15 protein-coding genes are annotated in these 16,810 nt (G+C 70.8%); 2 read left to right on the top strand and 13 right to left on the bottom strand.

Annotated features, from left to right (window positions below; all coding sequences use genetic code 11):
- Positions 1 to 44: 44 nt before the first annotated feature.
- The 11 genes from ACZ52J_RS21870 to uvrA all read right to left on the bottom strand — a co-directional run bounded on the left by ACZ52J_RS21870 (position 45) and on the right by uvrA (position 13,086).
- Positions 45 to 332 carry an RNA polymerase-binding protein RbpA gene (locus ACZ52J_RS21870; RefSeq protein ID WP_030238413.1) on the bottom strand — a complete coding sequence of 96 codons (288 nt, stop codon included), beginning with the start codon at positions 330 to 332 and terminating at the stop codon, positions 45 to 47.
- 205 nt (positions 333 to 537) lie between these two features.
- Positions 538 to 774 (bottom strand): preprotein translocase subunit SecG, encoded by a 237-nt coding sequence (gene secG, locus ACZ52J_RS21865; protein WP_360499419.1) that lies wholly within the window; start codon positions 772 to 774, stop codon positions 538 to 540.
- 87 nt (positions 775 to 861) lie between these two features.
- On the bottom strand, positions 862 to 1,647 hold the full coding sequence (gene tpiA / locus ACZ52J_RS21860) for a triose-phosphate isomerase (protein WP_360499417.1): 786 nt from the start codon (positions 1,645 to 1,647) through the stop codon (positions 862 to 864).
- 4 nt (positions 1,648 to 1,651) lie between these two features.
- A complete protein-coding gene (locus ACZ52J_RS21855) occupies positions 1,652 to 2,863 on the bottom strand; it encodes a phosphoglycerate kinase (RefSeq protein WP_465620939.1) in 1,212 nt (403 codons plus the stop codon).
- 154 nt (positions 2,864 to 3,017) lie between these two features.
- Positions 3,018 to 4,022 (bottom strand): type I glyceraldehyde-3-phosphate dehydrogenase, encoded by a 1,005-nt coding sequence (gap, locus tag ACZ52J_RS21850; RefSeq protein ID WP_360499413.1) that lies wholly within the window; start codon positions 4,020 to 4,022, stop codon positions 3,018 to 3,020.
- Positions 4,023 to 4,323: 301 nt separating this feature from the next.
- Positions 4,324 to 5,304, bottom strand: coding sequence for a DNA-binding protein WhiA (gene whiA, locus ACZ52J_RS21845; RefSeq protein ID WP_030238424.1), 981 nt, complete (start codon positions 5,302 to 5,304; stop codon positions 4,324 to 4,326).
- Positions 5,295 to 6,392 carry a gluconeogenesis factor YvcK family protein gene (locus ACZ52J_RS21840; protein ID WP_360509974.1) on the bottom strand — a complete coding sequence of 366 codons (1,098 nt, stop codon included), beginning with the start codon at positions 6,390 to 6,392 and terminating at the stop codon, positions 5,295 to 5,297. The genes whiA and ACZ52J_RS21840 overlap by 10 nt, the downstream gene beginning before the upstream one ends.
- Positions 6,393 to 6,457: 65 nt before the next feature.
- Complete coding sequence (gene rapZ / locus ACZ52J_RS21835) at positions 6,458 to 7,342, bottom strand: RNase adapter RapZ (protein WP_360509973.1); 885 nt, start codon at positions 7,340 to 7,342, stop codon at positions 6,458 to 6,460.
- Positions 7,343 to 7,460: 118 nt separating this feature from the next.
- Positions 7,461 to 9,539: an excinuclease ABC subunit UvrC gene (gene uvrC, locus ACZ52J_RS21830; protein WP_465620936.1), complete on the bottom strand. Its 2,079-nt coding sequence runs from the start codon at positions 9,537 to 9,539 to the stop codon at positions 7,461 to 7,463.
- Positions 9,540 to 9,605: 66 nt separating this feature from the next.
- Positions 9,606 to 10,067 carry a Rieske (2Fe-2S) protein gene (locus tag ACZ52J_RS21825; RefSeq protein ID WP_465620935.1) on the bottom strand — a complete coding sequence of 154 codons (462 nt, stop codon included), beginning with the start codon at positions 10,065 to 10,067 and terminating at the stop codon, positions 9,606 to 9,608.
- Positions 10,068 to 10,170: 103 nt separating this feature from the next.
- The gene (uvrA, locus tag ACZ52J_RS21820; protein WP_465620933.1) at positions 10,171 to 13,086 is read right to left on the bottom strand and encodes an excinuclease ABC subunit UvrA; all 2,916 of its coding nucleotides are present in this window, start codon (positions 13,084 to 13,086) and stop codon (positions 10,171 to 10,173) included.
- 278 nt (positions 13,087 to 13,364) lie between these two features.
- Between uvrA and ACZ52J_RS21815 the strand changes: the two genes are divergently transcribed.
- On the top strand, positions 13,365 to 14,102 hold the full coding sequence (locus tag ACZ52J_RS21815; protein WP_465620931.1) for a maleylpyruvate isomerase family mycothiol-dependent enzyme: 738 nt from the start codon (positions 13,365 to 13,367) through the stop codon (positions 14,100 to 14,102).
- A gap of 60 nt (positions 14,103 to 14,162) precedes the next feature.
- Positions 14,163 to 14,816 carry an MBL fold metallo-hydrolase gene (locus ACZ52J_RS21810; protein ID WP_465620930.1) on the top strand — a complete coding sequence of 218 codons (654 nt, stop codon included), beginning with the start codon at positions 14,163 to 14,165 and terminating at the stop codon, positions 14,814 to 14,816.
- A 94-nt stretch (positions 14,817 to 14,910) separates the two neighbouring features.
- Here the strand turns inward: ACZ52J_RS21810 and ACZ52J_RS21805 are convergent, their stop codons facing one another.
- Both ACZ52J_RS21805 and ACZ52J_RS21800 read right to left on the bottom strand, forming a co-directional pair.
- A complete protein-coding gene (locus tag ACZ52J_RS21805) occupies positions 14,911 to 15,897 on the bottom strand; it encodes a TerC family protein (protein WP_465620928.1) in 987 nt (328 codons plus the stop codon).
- 192 nt (positions 15,898 to 16,089) lie between these two features.
- Positions 16,090 to 16,668 carry a TerD family protein gene (locus ACZ52J_RS21800; RefSeq protein WP_360506105.1) on the bottom strand — a complete coding sequence of 193 codons (579 nt, stop codon included), beginning with the start codon at positions 16,666 to 16,668 and terminating at the stop codon, positions 16,090 to 16,092.
- Between the last annotated feature and the right edge of the window lie 142 nt (positions 16,669 to 16,810).

Here is a 16,810-nt window from a genome sequence, read left to right as displayed (position 1 = left end):
GCCTCAGAGGTCGGGTCGCCTCGGATCTCGCCTCGGATCTCGCCTCAGATCTCGCCTCGGAGCTTCGCCAGCGCCTCGGCCAGGATCGCCTCGCCGTCGGCGTCGGTGCGCCGCTCACGGACGTAGGCGAGGTGCGTCTTGTAGGGCTCGTTGCGCGAGGGCGCGGGCGGGTTGTGCTGGTCCTGCCCGGCCGGGAAGCCGCAGCGCGGGCAGTCCCAGGTGTCCGGGATCGCCGCCTCGGCGGCGAAGCTGGGCCGGGTCTCGTGCTTGTTGGCGCACCAGAAGGAGATCCGGTTGCGCGGGGCGGACTCGCCGCGCTCCGCCTCGCCCATCGGGCCGGCCCCAACCCTGCTGCCACGGATGGCATTGCCACTTGCCACGGTCTGACTCCCTGCGTACTGGTGCGCCGACCCGCCGCGGTGCGCGTCGGTGGCGAAAGTCGTCCTAGTGTAAGCAGGAGTTAAGCCTCCGCCACCACTGCCTCCGCACCCGACCGTCCCAGGATAGGCGCTCGGGCGACGGGCCGTCAGGGTTGTGTCAGCCCTTGTACTTCAGCAGCAGGCCGAGCACGATGATGCTCGCGAACCAGCCCAGGCCGACCACGACGGTGATGCGGTCCAGGTTGCGCTCGGCCACCGCCGAGCCGCCGCCGGTGGACATCGCGCCACCGCCGAACATGTCCGACAGGCCGCCGCCCTTCCCCTTGTGCAGCAGCACCAGGAGGATCATCAGCAGACTGAAGATGATCAGGGCAATCGAGAACCCGAGAACCACGGCGGGACCAACTCTCTCGTATCTTCGGCGAAGGGGCCGGACCGCGTACGGCGGTCCGACCCCAAAGCCTACGTTGCTGCGGCGGCGTTAGCCTACTGCCTGCTCACGGTAGCGCACGATCTTGACGAACTCCTCGGCGTCCAGCGAGGCACCGCCGATCAGGCCGCCGTCGATGTCGGGCTTGGCCATCAGGCCGGCCGCGCTCGACGACTTGACCGAACCGCCGTACAGCACGCGGACCTTGCCGGCCAGCTCGGCGTCGTACAGCTCGGCGATCCGCTTGCGGATGGCGGCGCAGACCTCCTGCGCGTCCTCCGGGGTGGCCACCTCGCCGGTGCCGATCGCCCAGACCGGCTCGTAGGCGACGACGACGGTCTCGGCCTGGTGGGCCGGGACGTCCGCGAGGGCACCGTCCAGCTGGGCCAGGGTGTACTCGACGTGGGTGCCGGCCTTGCGGATGTCCAGCGGCTCGCCGATGCACAGGATCGGGGTGATCCCGGCGCGGTAGGCGGCCTTCACCTTGGCGTTGACGATCTCCTCGTCCTCGCCGTGGTACTGGCGGCGCTCGGAGTGGCCGATCACCGCGTAGGTGCACTTGAGCTTGGCCAGCATCGGGCCGGAGACCTCGCCGGTGTAGGCACCGGAGTCGTGCCGCGAGATGTCCTGCGAGCCGTACTTGATCTTCAGCTTGTCGCCGTCGACCAGGGTCTGCACCGAGCGCAGGTCGGTGAACGGCACCAGGACCGCGACCTCGACGGCCTCGTAGTCCTTGTCGGCCAGCGCGAAGGCCAGCTTCTGGGTGTGCTGGATGGCCTCGAGGTGGTTGAGGTTCATCTTCCAGTTGCCCGCCATGAGCGGGAGACGGTCGGTCATGCTGTCAGCCTTCCAGGGCGGCGAGACCGGGAAGGGTCTTGCCCTCCAGGTACTCGAGGCTCGCGCCACCGCCGGTCGAGATGTGTCCAAAGGCGTTCTCGTCGAAGCCCAGGATGCGGACGGCCGCGGCGGAGTCCCCGCCGCCGACCACGGTGAACGCGTCGCTGTCCAGCAGGCCCTGCGCGACGGCCTTGGTGCCGTTCGCGTAGTCCGGGTGCTCGAAGACGCCCATCGGGCCGTTCCAGAACACCGTGCCGGCGTCGGCCAGCTTGGCCGCGTACAGCTCGCGGGTCTTCGGGCCGATGTCCAGGCCCTCCTTGTCGGCCGGGATCGCGTCCGAGGCGACGACCTCGAAGCTCGCCGGGGCCTTGGTCTTGAGGTCCGGGAACTCGGCGGAGACCAGGACGTCCTTCGGCAGCACGAACTCGACGCCGCGCTGCTCGGCCTCGGCCAGGTAGCCCAGGACGGTCGGGATCTGGTCCTCCTGCAGCAGCGAGATGCCGACCTCGTGGCCCTTGGCCTTGAGGAAGGTGTACGCCATGCCGCCGCCGATCAGGATCCGGTCGGCCTTCTTCAGCAGGTTGTCGATCACGGCGAGCTTGTCGGAGACCTTGGCGCCGCCGAGCACCACCACGTACGGACGCTTGACGTCCTCGGTGAGCTTCTTCAGGACGCCGACCTCGGTGGCGATCAGGTCGCCCGCGGCGTGCGGCAGCAGGCCGGGCAGGTCGAACACCGAGGCGTGCTTGCGGTGCACGGCGCCGAAGCCGTCGCCGACGTACAGGTCGGCCAGCGCGGCGAGCTGCTCGGCGAAGGCCTTGCGCTCGGCGTCGTCCTTGCTGGTCTCGCCCGCGTTGAAGCGCAGGTTCTCCAGCAGCGCGACCTCGCCGTCGCCGAGCGCGGCGACGGTGGCCGCGGCGCTGTCACCGACGGTGTCGGTGGCGAAGGCGACGCCCTTGCCGATGATTTCGCCGAGCCGCTCGGCCGCCGGCGCGAGCGAGAACTGCGGGTCCGGCGCGCCCTTGGGGCGGCCGAGGTGCGAGGCGACGACGACCTTCGCGCCGGCCGCCGCCAGCTTGGCGATGGTCGGGGCGACGGCGCGGATCCGGCCGTCGTCGGTGATCGTCGTGCCGTCCAGCGGGACGTTCAGGTCGGCGCGCACGAACACGCGCTTTCCTTCGACACCGGCTTCGATGAGCTCTTCGATGGTCTTCACGGGGATTCGGTTCTCCTGGGGAGATGGTTGATGCGCAGTGAGGCGGCACGGCGCAGGGGCCGCCTGGGAAGTACTGGAAGCGCGGAACGAGGGCCCGGTCGGCATGGTGCGCCGTCCGGGCCCTCGCCCCTACATCACGTCAGCTCCCGCAAGGTCAGAGCTGCTCACCGACGAGGGTGGTCAGGTTGACGAGGCGGTTCGAGTAGCCCCACTCGTTGTCGTACCAGCCGAGCACCTTGACCTGGTTGCCCTGGACCATGGTGAGCTGGCTGTCGAAGATGCAGGAGGCCGGGTCGTTGACGATGTCCGAGGAGACGATCGGGTCCTCGGTGTAGGCCAGGATGCCCTTGAGCGGGCCCTCCGCGGCCTTCTGGAACGCGGCGTTGACCTCGTCCTTGGTGACCTCGCGCTCCAGGGTGACGACCAGGTCCGTGATCGAGCCGGTCGGGACCGGGACGCGCAGCGAGGTGCCGTCCAGCTTGCCCTTCAGCTCCGGCAGGACCAGGGCGGTCGCCTTGGCGGCACCGGTCGAGGTCGGGATGATGTTCTGCGACGCGGCGCGGGCGCGGCGCAGGTCCTTGTGCGGGAAGTCCAGGGTGACCTGGTCGTTGGTGAACGCGTGGACGGTGGTCATCAGACCCTTGACGATGCCGAAGCTCTCGTTCAGCACCTTGGCCATCGGCGCCACGCAGTTGGTGGTGCAGGAGGCGTTGGAGATGATGGTGTGCTTGGCGGCGTCGTACTTGTCGTCGTTGACGCCCATGACGATGGTGACGTCCTCGTCGGTGGCGGGCGCCGAGATGATGACCTTCTTCGCGCCGGCGGCGAGGTGCTTCTTCGCGGCCTCGGCCTTGGTGAAGATGCCGGTGGACTCGACGACGATGTCGGCGCCCAGGGCGGCCCACGGCAGGTTCGCGGGGTCACGCTCGGCAGTCACCTGGAAGGTCTTGCCGTCGACGGTGATGCTGTCCTCGGTGTGCGAGACCGTACCCGGGAAAGTGCCCAGCGTGGTGTCGTACTTGAGCAGGTGAGCCAGGGTCTTCGTGTCGGTGAGGTCGTTGACACCGACGATCTCGATGTCCGCGCCCTGGGCCTTGACCGCCCGGAAGAAGTTGCGGCCGATGCGGCCGAAGCCGTTGATGCCTACCCGGATCGTCACGAACCGATCTCCTCGTTAGGTACGCCGGGCCGGAGCCCGACGGGGGTGAGATTTGGGAAGTCCCCGACCGCCTATGACCCTACCCCTCCGGGGCGCGGGAGGGCACATCGCGCCGCCTGGTGAGACTGGGCGTGGCGCCCCTCAAACCCCATTTCAGGCCGTCCGGCCTTGGTCCGGCGGGCAGTTGCTCTCGGGCCAATGGTCTCTACCAATTGGGGAGTCTCGCGGACGCCCGGAAACGCCGACGGCCGGTGCCCGGAATTCCGGGCACCGGCCGTGTCGCGATCACGGACCGCGAGGGTCAGTTCATCGCCATCTCGTCGGTCAGGCTGGCCTCGGTGCTCGGCAGGCCGAGCTCGGAGGCGCGCTTGTCGGCCATCGCCAGCAGACGGCGGATCCGGCCGGCCACCGCGTCCTTGGTCAGCGGCGGATCGGCGAGCGCGCCCAGTTCCTCCAGCGAGGCCTGCTTGTGCTGCATCCGCAGCTGGCCGGCCGCGGCCAGGTGCTCGGGCACCTCCTCGCCGAGGATCTCCAGCGCGCGCTGCACCCGGGCGCCGGCCGCCACCGCGGCGCGGGCCGAGCGGCGCAGGTTGGCGTCGTCGAAGTTGGCGAGGCGGTTGGCGGTGGCCCGCACCTCGCGCCGCATCCGGCGCTCCTCCCAGGCGAGCACCGACTCGTGCGCGCCCAGCCGCGTCAGCAGCGCGCCGATCGCGTCACCGTCGCGGATGACCACCCGGTCCACGCCGCGGACCTCGCGGGCCTTGGCCGGGATGCCGAGCCGGCGGGCGGCGCCGACCAGGGCCAGCGCCGCCTCGGAGCCGGGGCAGGTGATCTCCAGCGAGGAGGAGCGGCCCGGCTCGGTGAGCGACCCGTGCGCGAGGAAGGCGCCGCGCCAGGCCGCCTCGGCATCGCAGGTGGCGCCGGAGACGACCGCCGGGGGCAGGCCCCGGATCGGGCGCCCGCGCCCGTCCACCAGACCGGTCTGGCGCGCGAGCAGCTCGCCGTCCTTGACCACGCGCACCACGAAGCGGCTGCCGCGGCGCAGCCCGCCGGGGGCCATCACCACGAGGTCGGAGGAGTGCCCGAAGATCTCCAGCAGGTCCTTGCGCAGCCGCCGTGCCGCCGCTCCGGTGTCCAGCTCCGCCTCGATCACGATGCGGCCGCTCACGATGTGCAGCCCGCCCGCGAACCGCAGGATCGCCGACACCTCCGCCTTGCGACAGCAGGCCCGGGTGACCGGGAGCCGGCTGATCTCGTCCTTCACCGCTGGAGTCATCGCCATGGCCCGATCCTTCCATGTGTCCGGAAAATCCGGTCGTACGCTGCCGCCAACAGCTCCGGGTCGTGTCGCGGCGTACCGTCGGTGCGGGCCACCGAACCGAGCACCAGGGCGGCGCCCATCCGCTCGGCGGCCTTCTCCAGACCGTCGAGGTCAGCCTGGCCGAAGGCGCCGCCGGTGACGGCGCGCTCGTCCACCAGGATCGCATCCACCGCGAGCTCCGGGGCGTGGTCGGCGATGACCTCCAGGTGACGCTGCGGGGTGAAGCCCTCGGTCTCGCCGGGCTGGGGGGCCAGGTTCAGGGTGAGCAGGCGGCGGGCGCGGGTCTCGGTGAGCGCCTTGGCCAGCTCGGGCACCAGCAGGTGCGGCAGCACGCTGGTGAACCAGGAGCCGGGGCCGAGCACCACCCAGTCCGCCTCGCGCACGGCGGTGACCGCCTCCGGGACGGCCGGCGGCCCGTCCGGCAGCAGCCGGATCGACTGCACGGTGCCGGGGGTGACCGCGACGTTCGCCTGGCCCCGGACCGCCGACACCTCGCCGGGCAGCGCCGGGTCGTGGCCGCGGACGGTCGCCTCGATGTCCAGCGGCACCGCCGACATCGGCAGCACCCGGCCCTGGACGTTGAGCAGTCGGCCGACCCAGTCCAGGGCCGCCACCGGGTCGCCCAGCTTCTCCCAGAGCGCGACGATCAGCAGGTTTCCGACGGCGTGGCCGCCGAGCTCGCCGTTGCCGGTGAAGCGCTGCTGGATCACCTCGGACCAGGTGCGGCCCCAGTCGTCGTCCCCGCACAGCGCGGCCAGCGCCTTGCGCAGGTCGCCCGGGGGCAGCACGCCCAGCTCGGTGCGCAGCCGTCCGCTGGAGCCGCCGTCGTCGGCGACGGTGACCACGGCGGTGAGGTCGCTGGTGAGGCGGCGCAGCGCGGACAGCGAGGCGGACAGGCCCTGGCCGCCGCCGAGCGCGGTGATCCGCGGGGCCGGGTTGGTCCGGGCGGGACCGCTGCGCGGACGGCTCGGCGCCGGGAGCCGGGCCGGGCTGCCCGCCCGGTCACCGGTCCTGCTCTGCGGCTGCCGCCCGGGCACGTATCCCGCCACACATCACCTCGCGTTCCTCTGCCCCGCCACCGGTTCCGCCGGCGGCCCGGCAGGGAAAGCGGCGGTTACTCCCGTCCCATGTCACGGTGAACGAGCACCGTCTCGACTCCGTCGGCGATGAGACGCTTGGTCAGTCGCTCGGACATGGCGACGCTGCGGTGCTTGCCACCGGTGCAGCCTACGGCAAGCGTCATGTAGCGCTTCCCCTCGCGTCGGTACCCCTCGGTCACGATGCGCAGCAGCTCGGTGTAACCGTCCAGGAACTCGTTGGCGCCGGGCTGCTGGAACACGTAGTCGGCGACGTCCGGGTCGGTGCCGGTACGGGCACGAAGCTCGGGCACCCAGTGCGGGTTGGGCAGGAAGCGGCAGTCCACCACGAGGTCGGCGTCGACCGGCAGGCCGTACTTGAAGCCGAAGGACATCACGGTGGCGCGCAGCTCGGGCTCGTCGTGGTCGGCGAACTGGGCGTCCAGCTTGGCGCGCAGCTGGTGCACGTTGAGGTTGGAGGTGTCGATCACCAGGTCGGCCTCGCCGCGCAGGTCGCGCAGCAGGTCGCGTTCCTGGGCGATGCCGTCCACGATCCGGCCGTCGGCCTGCAGCGGGTGCGGGCGGCGGACGCTCTCGAAGCGGCGCACCAGCGCGTCGTCGGAGGAGTCCAGGAAGACGACCCGGAGCCGGACGCCGCGCTTCTCCAGCTCGTCCAGCGAGGTCAGCAGGTCGTCGAAGAACTGGCGGCCGCGGACGTCCACGACCACGCCGATCCGGGCGACGTTGCCCTGGGACCGGGCGCCCAGGTCGACCATGGTCGGGATCAGGGCCGGCGGCAGGTTGTCCACCACGAACCAGCCGAGGTCCTCCAGGCACTTGGCGGCGGTGGAGCGGCCGGCTCCGGACATGCCGGAGATGATCACCAGCTCCGGCGCGTTCTCGGCCACGTCTGACACGGTCACTTCGGTTCCCCGTTCTCGGTCTTTCTGCTGGGGAGAACGCGCACGGCGCGGCCGCCCTTCCCCGACCCGGGCAGGCGGGCGGGGTCGGGGCACACCGGCTGACGGGCGGCGTCGGCCGTCATGGCGTCTCCTGGGATGGTGCGGTCTGGGGTGCTGCTGCCACCGGCTCGGTGGCGTGGTCGGCCCCGTCCTCGATGATCTCGCCGGTCGCGGTGTTGACCGCGGGTGCGGCGGGTGTACGGGACGACAACGCCGCCGCAACAGTCTCCGCGGTGCGGCGTCCGATGCCGGGTACCGCGCAGAGCTCGTCCACGGTGGCGGCCCGGAGCTTCTTCAGCGAGCCGAAGTGCTTGAGCAGCGCCTGGCGGCGAGTCTCGCCGAGGCCCGGGACGGAGTCCAGTTCCCCTGCGGTGAGTCGCTTGGAACGCTTGGTGCGCTGGTAGCCGATCGCGAAGCGGTGGGCCTCGTCGCGCACCCGCTGGAGCAGGTAGAGGCCCTCGCTGGAGCGGGGCAGCACCACCGGGTCGTCCTCGCCGGGCAGCCAGACCTCCTCCAGGCGCTTGGCCAGGCCGCACAGCGCGACGTCGTCGATGCCGAGTTCGTCCAGGGCGCGCCTGGCGGCGGCGACCTGCGGCTGGCCGCCGTCGACCACCAGCAGCTGGGGCGGGTAGGCGAACCGCTTGGGGCGGCCCTCCTCGTCCCGGACGGCGCTGCCGGGTTCGCCGTTGCCGGGTTCGGTGGCGCCGGGCTCGTCCTCCTCGGGGACGGCCCACTCGCCGGTCTGCTCGCGCTCCCGGAGGTAGCGGCGGAAGCGGCGGCTGATCACCTCGTGCATCGAGCGGACGTCGTCCTGGCCCTCGAACCCCTTGATCTGGAAGCGCCGGTACTCGCTCTTGCGGGCCAGGCCGTCCTCGAAGACGACCATGGAGGCGACCACGTCCTCGCCCTGCAGGTGGGAGATGTCGTAGCACTCGATCCGCAGCGGGACGGAGTCCAGCTCCAGCGCGTCGGCGATCTCCTGCAGGGCGCGACTGCGGGTGGTGAGGTCGGAGGCGCGCTTGGTCTTGTGCAGCGCGAGCGCCTGCTGGGCGTTGCGCTGCACGGTGGCCATCAGGTCCTTCTTGTCGCCGCGCTGCGGGATGCGCAGATCGACCTGGCTGCCGCGCAGGCCGCTCAGCCACTCCCGCACCGGCTCGACCGGGTCGGGCAGGGCGGGGACCAGCACCTCGCGCGGGACGGACTCGTTCCGTTCGTCCGCGGTGGCGCCGCCGTAGAGCTGCTGGAGGGCGTGCTCGACCAGCCCGGCCGTGTCGACGTCCTCGACCTTGTCGGTGACCCAGCCGCGCTGGCCGCGCACCCGGCCGCCGCGGACGTGGAAGATCTGCACGGCGGCCTCGAGTTCGTCCTCGGCGACGGCCAGCAGGTCGGCGTCGGTGGCGTCCGCGAGCACGATGGCGTTCTTCTCCATCGCGCGCTTCAGGGCGCCGATGTCGTCCCGCAGCCGGGCCGCCTTCTCGTACTCCAGCTCGTCCGCGGCCTCCTGCATCTGCTCTTCCAGCCGGCGCAGGTAGTTGCCGGTGCGCCCGGCCATGAAGTCGCAGAAGTCCTCGGCCAGCGCCCGGTGTTCGTCCGCCGAGACCTTGCCGACGCAGGGCGCGGCGCACTTGCCGATGTAGCCGAGCAGACAGGGCCGGCCGACCTGCCGGGCGCGCTTGAAGACGCCGTTGGAGCAGGTGCGGACGGGGAAGACGCGCAGCAGCAGGTCGACCGTCTCGCGGATCGCCCAGGCGTGCCCGTACGGGCCGAAGTAGCGCACGCCCTTCTTGTGCGCCCCGCGCATCACCTGGACCCGCGGGTACTCCTCGTTGAGGGTGACGGCGAGTTCCGGATAGCTCTTGTCGTCGCGGTACTTGACGTTGAACCGCGGGTCGTACTCCTTGATCCAGGAGTACTCCAGCTGGAGCGCCTCGACCTCGGTGCCGACCACGGTCCACTCCACCGAGGCGGCGGTGGTGACCATGGTCGCGGTGCGCGGGTGCAGACCGGCCAGGTCCTGGAAGTAGGACGACAGGCGCGGCCGCAGGCTCTTGGCCTTGCCGACGTAGATGACCCGGCCGTGGGCGTCACGGAACCGGTAGACGCCCGGGGAGGTCGGGATCGCGCCGGGCGCCGGGCGGTAGGTGCTCGGGTCAGCCATGGGTCCACCGTACCGACAGCGGGTGGGGGTGCGAAGGGGAGATCAACTCGGCGGGGCTCAACTGCTTCAGCTCGGGGTCACCTTGAGGTTTCCGCCCTCGACCGTGACGGTGTAGGCGGGCAGCGGGGAGGGGGCCGGGCCGTCCTGCACGGCGCCGTCGGCGATGCCGAACCGGCTGCCGTGGCAGGGGCACTGGATCTGCTGGTTCTTCACCTGGTCCACGATGCAGCCGGCGTGGGTGCACTTGGCACTGAACGCCTTGTACTGGCCGGCAGCCGGCTGGGTCACCACGATCTTCTGCTCGCGGAACACCTTGCCGCCGCCCTCCGGCACGTCCGAGGCCGGGCCGAGGTCCACCGGGCCCTTGGGGGCGCCGCTCGAACCGGAGGAGCCGGAGGAGCCGGAGGAGCCGGAGGAGGAGCTGCAGCCGCTGACCGCCACGGTGCCGCCGGCCGCGAGGACGGCCGCGGCCCCGCAGAGCAGGGTGCGGCGGGTCGCGGTGGGGCTGGTCTCGAGGGCCTCGGACATCGGTGCGCTCCTACGGTTGCTGCTGCTGCGAGGGACCACGGAAGTCTATGCCGCACCCGCCCCGCCGTTCCCGGGAGTCCCGGGAACGGCGGGGCGGACAGGACTACTTCTTCGCCGCGGCGGCCCGCTTGCGCGGCGCCGCCTTCTTCGCCACCGGGGCGGCCGGGGCGTCCGCGAAGTCGCTCGGCAGGATGTCCCGCAGGAACTTGCCGGTGTGGCTCTCCGCGACGGCGGCGATCTGCTCGGGGGTGCCCTCGGCGACCACCATGCCACCGCCGGAGCCGCCCTCGGGTCCCATGTCGACGACCCAGTCGGCGGTCTTGATCACATCGAGGTTGTGCTCGATGACGATCACCGTGTTGCCCTTGTCGACCAGCCCGCTGAGCACCTTGATCAGCTTGCTGATGTCCTCGAAGTGCAGGCCGGTGGTCGGCTCGTCCAGCACGTACACCGTCCGCCCGGTGGAGCGCTTCTGCAGCTCCGAGGCCAGCTTGACGCGCTGCGCCTCGCCGCCGGAGAGCGTGGGCGCGGACTGGCCGAGCCGGACGTAGCCGAGGCCGACGTCGTTGAGCGTCCTGAGGTGCCGGGCGATCGCCGGGACGGCCTCGAAGAAGGCCAGCCCCTCCTCGATCGGCATGTCCAGCACCTCGGCGATGGACTTGCCCTTGTAGTGCACCTCCAGCGTCTCCCGGTTGTACCGGGCGCCGTGGCAGACCTCGCACGGCACGTAGACGTCCGGCAGGAAGTTCATCTCGATCTTGATGGTGCCGTCGCCCGAGCAGTTCTCGCAGCGGCCGCCCTTGACGTTGAACGAGAACCGGCCGGGCAGGTAGCCGCGGACCTTGGCCTCCTGGGTCTCCGCGAAGAGCCGGCGGACGTGGTCGAACACCCCGGTGTAGGTGGCCGGGTTGGAGCGCGGGGTGCGGCCGATCGGCGACTGGTCGACGTGCACCACCTTGTCCACCTGGTCGGTGCCGGTGATCCGGGTGTGCCGGCCGGGCACGCTGCGGGCGCCGTTCAGCTCCCGCGCGAGGTGGGTGTAGAGGATGTCGTTGACCAGGGTCGACTTGCCGGAGCCGGAGACACCGGTGATCGCGGTGAAGGTGCCGAGCGGGAAGCCGACCGTGACGTCCTTGAGGTTGTGCTCGCGGGCGCCGTGGACCGTCAACTGGCGCTTCTTGTCCCGCTCGCGGCGGCCCGCCGGGACCGGGATGGACCGCTTGCCGGAGAGGTACTGCCCGGTCAGCGACTCCTTGTTGGTGAGCAGCTGCTTCAGCGACCCGGAGTGCACCACCTTGCCGCCGTGCTCGCCGGCGCCCGGGCCGATGTCGACCACCCAGTCCGCGGTCTTGATGGTGTCCTCGTCGTGCTCGACCACGATCAGGGTGTTGCCGATGTCGCGCAGCCGCACAAGCGTCTCGATCAGCCGGTGGTTGTCCCGCTGGTGCAGGCCGATGGACGGCTCGTCCAGCACGTAGAGCACGCCGACCAGGCCGGAGCCGATCTGGGTGGCCAGCCGGATGCGCTGGGCCTCGCCGCCGGACAGGGTGCCGGCCGCGCGGTCGAGCGAGAGGTAGTCCAGGCCGACGTCGACCAGGAAGCGCAGCCGCTCGTTGACCTCCTTGAGGACCCGCTCGGCGATCTGCTTGTCCCGGGCGTTGAGCTTCATCGCGCCCAGGAACTCGGAGCAGTCGCTGATCGACATCGAGGAGACGTCGGCGATCGACTTGTCCTGGACGGTGACCGCGAGCACCACCGGCTTGAGCCGGGTGCCCTGGCAGGTCGGGCAGGGCACCTCGCGCATGTAGCCCTCGAAGCGCTCGCGGCTGCTGTCGCTCTCCGCCTCGGTGTGCCGGCGCTGGATGAACGGGACGGCGCCCTCGAAGCCGGTGCTGTACGAGCGCTCGCGGCCGAAGCGGTTGCGGTAGCGGACCTCCACCTGGTGCTTGTGCCCGTACAGCAGCGCCTTCTTGGCGCGGGCGGGCAGCCCGGCCCAGGGGATGTCGGTGCGGAAGCCGAGCTCCCCGGCGAGCGCGTCGATCAGGCGCTGGAAGTACTCCTTGGCGTGCCCGGCCGACCACGGGTGGATCGCGCCCTCGTCGAGCGAGCGCTCGACGTCCGGCACCACCAGCTCCGGGTCGACCTCCATCCGGTTGCCCAGGCCCGAGCAGTCCGGGCAGGCGCCGAACGGCGAGTTGAAGGAGAACGAGCGCGGCTCCAGCTCCTCGAACGACACGTCGTCGTACGGGCAGTAGAGGTGCTCGGAGTACATCCGCTCGCGCTCGGGGTCGTCCTCGGGGAGGTCGACGAAATCGAGCACGACCATGCCGCCGGACAGTCGCAGGGCCGTCTCCACCGAGTCGGTGAGCCGCCGCTTGGCGCTGTCCTTGACGGTCAGGCGGTCGATCACCACCTCGATGGTGTGCTTCTCCTGCTTCTTGAGCTTCGGCGGCTCGGCGAGCTGGATCGTCCCGCCGTCCACCCGGGCGCGGGAGTAGCCCTTGGACTGCAGGTCGGCGAAGAGGTCGACGAACTCGCCCTTGCGCTCGCGCACCACCGGGCTCAGCACCTGGAAGCGGGTGCCCTCGGCGAGCTCCAGCACCTTGTCCACGATCGCCTGCGGCGACTGCTTGGCGATCGGGCGGCCGCAGTGCGGACAGTGCGGCTTGCCGATCCGGGCGAACAGCAGACGCAGGTAGTCGTAGACCTCGGTGATCGTGCCGACGGTCGAACGGGGGTTGCGGTTGGTGGACTTCTGGTCGATCGAGACGGCCGGGGAGAGGCCCTCGATGAAGTCCACGTCGGGCTTGTCCATCTGCCCGAGGAACTGACGGGCGTAGGAGGACAGCGACTCGACGTAGCGGCGCTGGCCCTCGGCGAAGATCGTGTCGAAGGCGAGCGAGGACTTGCCGGAGCCGGAGAGGCCCGTGAAGACGATGAGGGAGTCGCGGGGCAGGTCGAGCGAGACGTTCTTGAGGTTGTGCTCGCGAGCACCGCGGACGATGAGGCGGTCGGCCACTGCTTCTGGCGCCTTTCTCCGGGGCGAGATGGCTTGCGGTGAGATTCGGTACTTCTTCCAGGATGCGGCAGCCAGCCTATAGCTCAGACGTTCGAATCTCGACTCTGTCCAGTGGAGACCACCCGAACGAGTGAGGACCACCCCGGGACCGTCCGTACCCACACTGTCCGCGTACCGAAAAACGCCCTGCTCAGGGCCCGGATTCGGCGATAGCGTCGCCTGGTCAACGAGCGAAGCCCCCCGCGGGCAACGCGCCGTCCCTACCGAAGGCAGATTCGATGACCGACCCGCAGTCCGCCGCCGCCTCCGCCGCCTCCTGGCTGAGCCAGGTCGAGGAGAGCACCCAGCGCCTGCTGCAGACCGTCTCCGCACTGAAGCCCGAGGCCGTCACCGAACCCTCCGCCCTCCCCGGCTGGACCCGCGGCCACGTACTGGCCCACCTCGCCCGCAACGCCGACTCCCTGGTCAACCTGCTGACCGGCGCCCGCACCGGCACCGACATCCCGCAGTACGCGAGCAACGAGGCCCGCGACCAGGACATCGAGCGCGACGCGCCCCGCCCGCTCGACGTCCACCTCGCCGACCTGCGCGCCTCGCACGCCCGCTTCGCCGAGGCTGCCGCGCTGATGACCCCCGAGGCCTGGGCCGCGACGGTCAAGCACCGCTCCGGCTACCTCTTCCCGGCCTCCGACATCCCGCACAAGCGCCTGCTGGAGCTCGAGTACCACCACGTCGACCTCGACGCCGGCCACACCCCCGCACAGTGGCCGCAGGACTTCGCCGTCGCCCAGTTCCGCAAGCTCGCCGGAAACCTGGCCGACGAGGCCGACCTGCCCGCCGTCGAGCTGGTCGCCGCCGACACCGAGGACCGCGCCGTGATCGGCTCGGGCGCCCCGCAGCTCGCCGTCGAGGGCCCCGTCCGCGCCCTCACCGCCTGGCTCTCCGGCCGCTCCGCCGGTGCCGGCCTGAGCCGCACCCCCGACACCGCCCTCCCCCAGCTTCCCCCCATGGGCTGACGGCGCGAGGATGATCCTGAACCCTGTTGCCGGGCCCGGACTAGGACGAGGAGCGGACGGATGACGTACCACGGAGCGGTCAAGGTCGGCGGGCCGCCGGACGTGCGGGAGCTGGCGCACCTGATCATCACCAAGGTGGCCGTCGGCCCGTACGACAACAACGCCTACCTGCTGCGCTGCCGGGCCACCGACGAGCAGCTGCTGATCGACGCCGCCGCCGACGCCCCGGTGCTGCTGGAGACCGTCGGCGACGACCTCGAAACCGTGGTCACCACCCACCGGCACCACGACCACTGGGGCGCGCTGGCCGAGGTGGTCGCCACCACCGGTGCCCGCACCGCCGCCGGCGAGCACGACGCCGAGGGCATCGACGTGCCCACCGAGCTGCGACTCGCCGACGGTGACAAGCTGCGGGTCGGCGACGTCGAGCTCACCGTCCGCCACCTGGTCGGGCACACCCCGGGCGCCATCGTCCTGATCTACGACGACCCCCAGGGCCACCAGCACGTCTTCACCGGCGACTGCCTCTTCCCCGGCGGCGTCGGCAACACCTGGGGCGACCCGGAGGCCTTCAAGAGCCTCTTCCGGGACGTCAACGAGAAGATCTTCGACGTCCTCCCGGACGAGGCCTGGGTCTACCCCGGCCACGGCAACGACACCACCCTCGGCGCCGAACGCCCGCACCTCGACGAGTGGCGCGACCGCGGCTGGTAGCCGGGGCGCCCCGCACACGGCCGAGGCCCCCGCGACCGGATGGCGGTCACGGGGGCCTCGGCTGTTCCGGGCGTCGAGCCTCAGGCGTCGAGCCTCAGGCGTCCAGCTTCGCGGGCTCGGCCTGCTCGGCCTCGGCGGCCTTCTTCGAGGCTCGCAGGCTGGTGAACGTCGTGACGGCCAGCACGACCACGATGAAGCCGAGCGAGAACGGGATGCCGATCTCCGGGACGTTCGCCCCGGCCTCGTGGGCGGCGTGCAGCACCAGCTTCACGCCGATGAAGCCGAGGATCACCGACAGGCCGTAGGACAGGTGGACCAGCTTCTTCAGCAGGCCGCCGATCAGGAAGTACAGCTGGCGCAGGCCCATCAGGGCGAAGGCGTTGGCAGTGAAGACGATGTACGGGTCCTGGGTGAGGCCGAAGATGGCCGGGATCGAGTCCAGGGCGAACAGCACGTCCGTCGTCCCGATCGCCAGCATGACGATCAGCATCGGGGTGATCAGCCGGCGGCCGTTCTCCCTGATGAACAGCTTGGTGCCACGGTAGTCGTCGGTGGACGGGAAGCGCCGCGTGATCGACTTGAGCAGGCGGTTCTCCTCGAACTCCTCGTCCTCCTCCTCGTCGGCCCGGGCCTCCTTGACCAGCTTCCAGGCGGTCCAGATCAGGAAGCCGCCGAAGATGAAGAACACCCAGGAGAACTCGGAGACCAGCGCCGCGCCGCCGGCGATGAACGCCGCCCGGAGCACCAGCGCGATGATCACGCCGAACATCAGCACGCGCTGCTGGTAGATCCTGGGCACCGCGAACTTGCCCATGATCAGGATGAACACGAAGAGGTTGTCGACACTGAGCGACTTCTCGGTGATGTAGCCGGCGAAGAACTCACCCGCGGGCTGCCCGCCGGAGTGCCACCAGAGGAAACCGCCGAAGAGCAGCGCCAGCACGACCCAGACGGCCGTCCAGATCCCGGCCTCCTTGATCGAGACCTCGTGCGGCTTGCGGCCACCGATGAAGAAATCGGCCACGATCAGGGCGATCAGCACACCGATCGTGGTGACCCACATGGTTACGGAAACGTCCACTACTGCTCCTCCGGCAGGTAGGCGCGACAGACATCGTCACTGCCGGAGGTCTCTTCCGCCCATCGGGCCGGCCGCCCCGGGGCGCCGCGATGGGCACCCGTGATGACGGGGTCGGCTGTCGAGGAATACTCCCCTCCGCTGCTCTCGAGAGTAACAGGGAAGACAAAGAAAGGTAAAGAAGGTAAAGAACCGTCAGAGATAGGGCTCGATCGCCGGCAGCAGGTCCTGGAAGGTGCGCCCCTTGGCCGGCGCGCCGATCGCCTGCATCTCCCAACCGCCGTCGCCGTCCCGGACCACCTTCGCCATGATCTGCCCGGTGTGCGGCCCGCCGCCCGCGAGCTCGTAGCGGGCCAGCTCCAGCCCGGTGGTCTCGTCCACCAGCCGGCAGTGCGCCCGCTGCACCTCGGCGAAGGTCTGCCCGGTGTACGAGCTCACCGTGAACACCACCTGGGTGATGTGCGCCGGCACGTGCAGCAGGTCCACCAGGATCGCCTCGTCGTCCTCGGCGCCGGAGCCGCCCTGAAGGTTGTCCCCGGTGTGCCGGACGGAGCCGTCGTTGCTCTCCAGGTGCTGGAAGAACACCACGTCGGACGGGGTCGTCTCGGCGTACAGCAGCGCCGAGGCGTCCAGGTCGATCGTCCGGGTACGGCTGCCGAACAGGCCCCGCTTGGGGGCGGCCTGCCAGCCGAGGCCCATCCGGACCACGGTCAGGGCGCTGCCCGGCCCCTTCTGGAGGCTGACCCGCTGCCCCTTGGCCAGGTTCACCGACACGACGTTGTCCTCTCTGCCGGCCGCGCGGTCGCTGCCGCCCGGCACCACGGTGGAACACCCCGTCGCCGTCCCCCGGCTGAGGCCCCCTCTGCGTAGGCCCGCGCCCGTCCCTTGAGCACGATGCCGCAGGCCAGCCTAGGCC

The sequence above is a fragment of the Kitasatospora sp. NPDC034035 genome, assembly GCF_055575755.1.
Note: the sequence above shows the minus strand (reverse complement) of the source record. Positions and strands in the feature narration are given on the sequence as shown.

What these genes read in the sequence shown, in the direction of transcription:
- ACZ52J_RS21870 (WP_030238413.1), bottom strand. Translation starts at nt 332, where the DNA reads ATGGGCGAGGCGGAGCGCGGCGAGTCCGCCCCGCGCAACCGGATCTCC.
- tpiA (WP_360499417.1), bottom strand. Translation starts at nt 1,647, where the DNA reads ATGACCGACCGTCTCCCGCTCATGGCGGGCAACTGGAAGATGAACCTC.
- whiA (WP_030238424.1), bottom strand. Translation starts at nt 5,304, where the DNA reads ATGGCGATGACTCCAGCGGTGAAGGACGAGATCAGCCGGCTCCCGGTC.
- uvrC (WP_465620936.1), bottom strand. Translation starts at nt 9,539, where the DNA reads ATGGCTGACCCGAGCACCTACCGCCCGGCGCCCGGCGCGATCCCGACC.
- ACZ52J_RS21825 (WP_465620935.1), bottom strand. Translation starts at nt 10,067, where the DNA reads ATGTCCGAGGCCCTCGAGACCAGCCCCACCGCGACCCGCCGCACCCTG.
- ACZ52J_RS21815 (WP_465620931.1), top strand. Translation starts at nt 13,365, where the DNA reads ATGACCGACCCGCAGTCCGCCGCCGCCTCCGCCGCCTCCTGGCTGAGC.
- ACZ52J_RS21810 (WP_465620930.1), top strand. Translation starts at nt 14,163, where the DNA reads ATGACGTACCACGGAGCGGTCAAGGTCGGCGGGCCGCCGGACGTGCGG.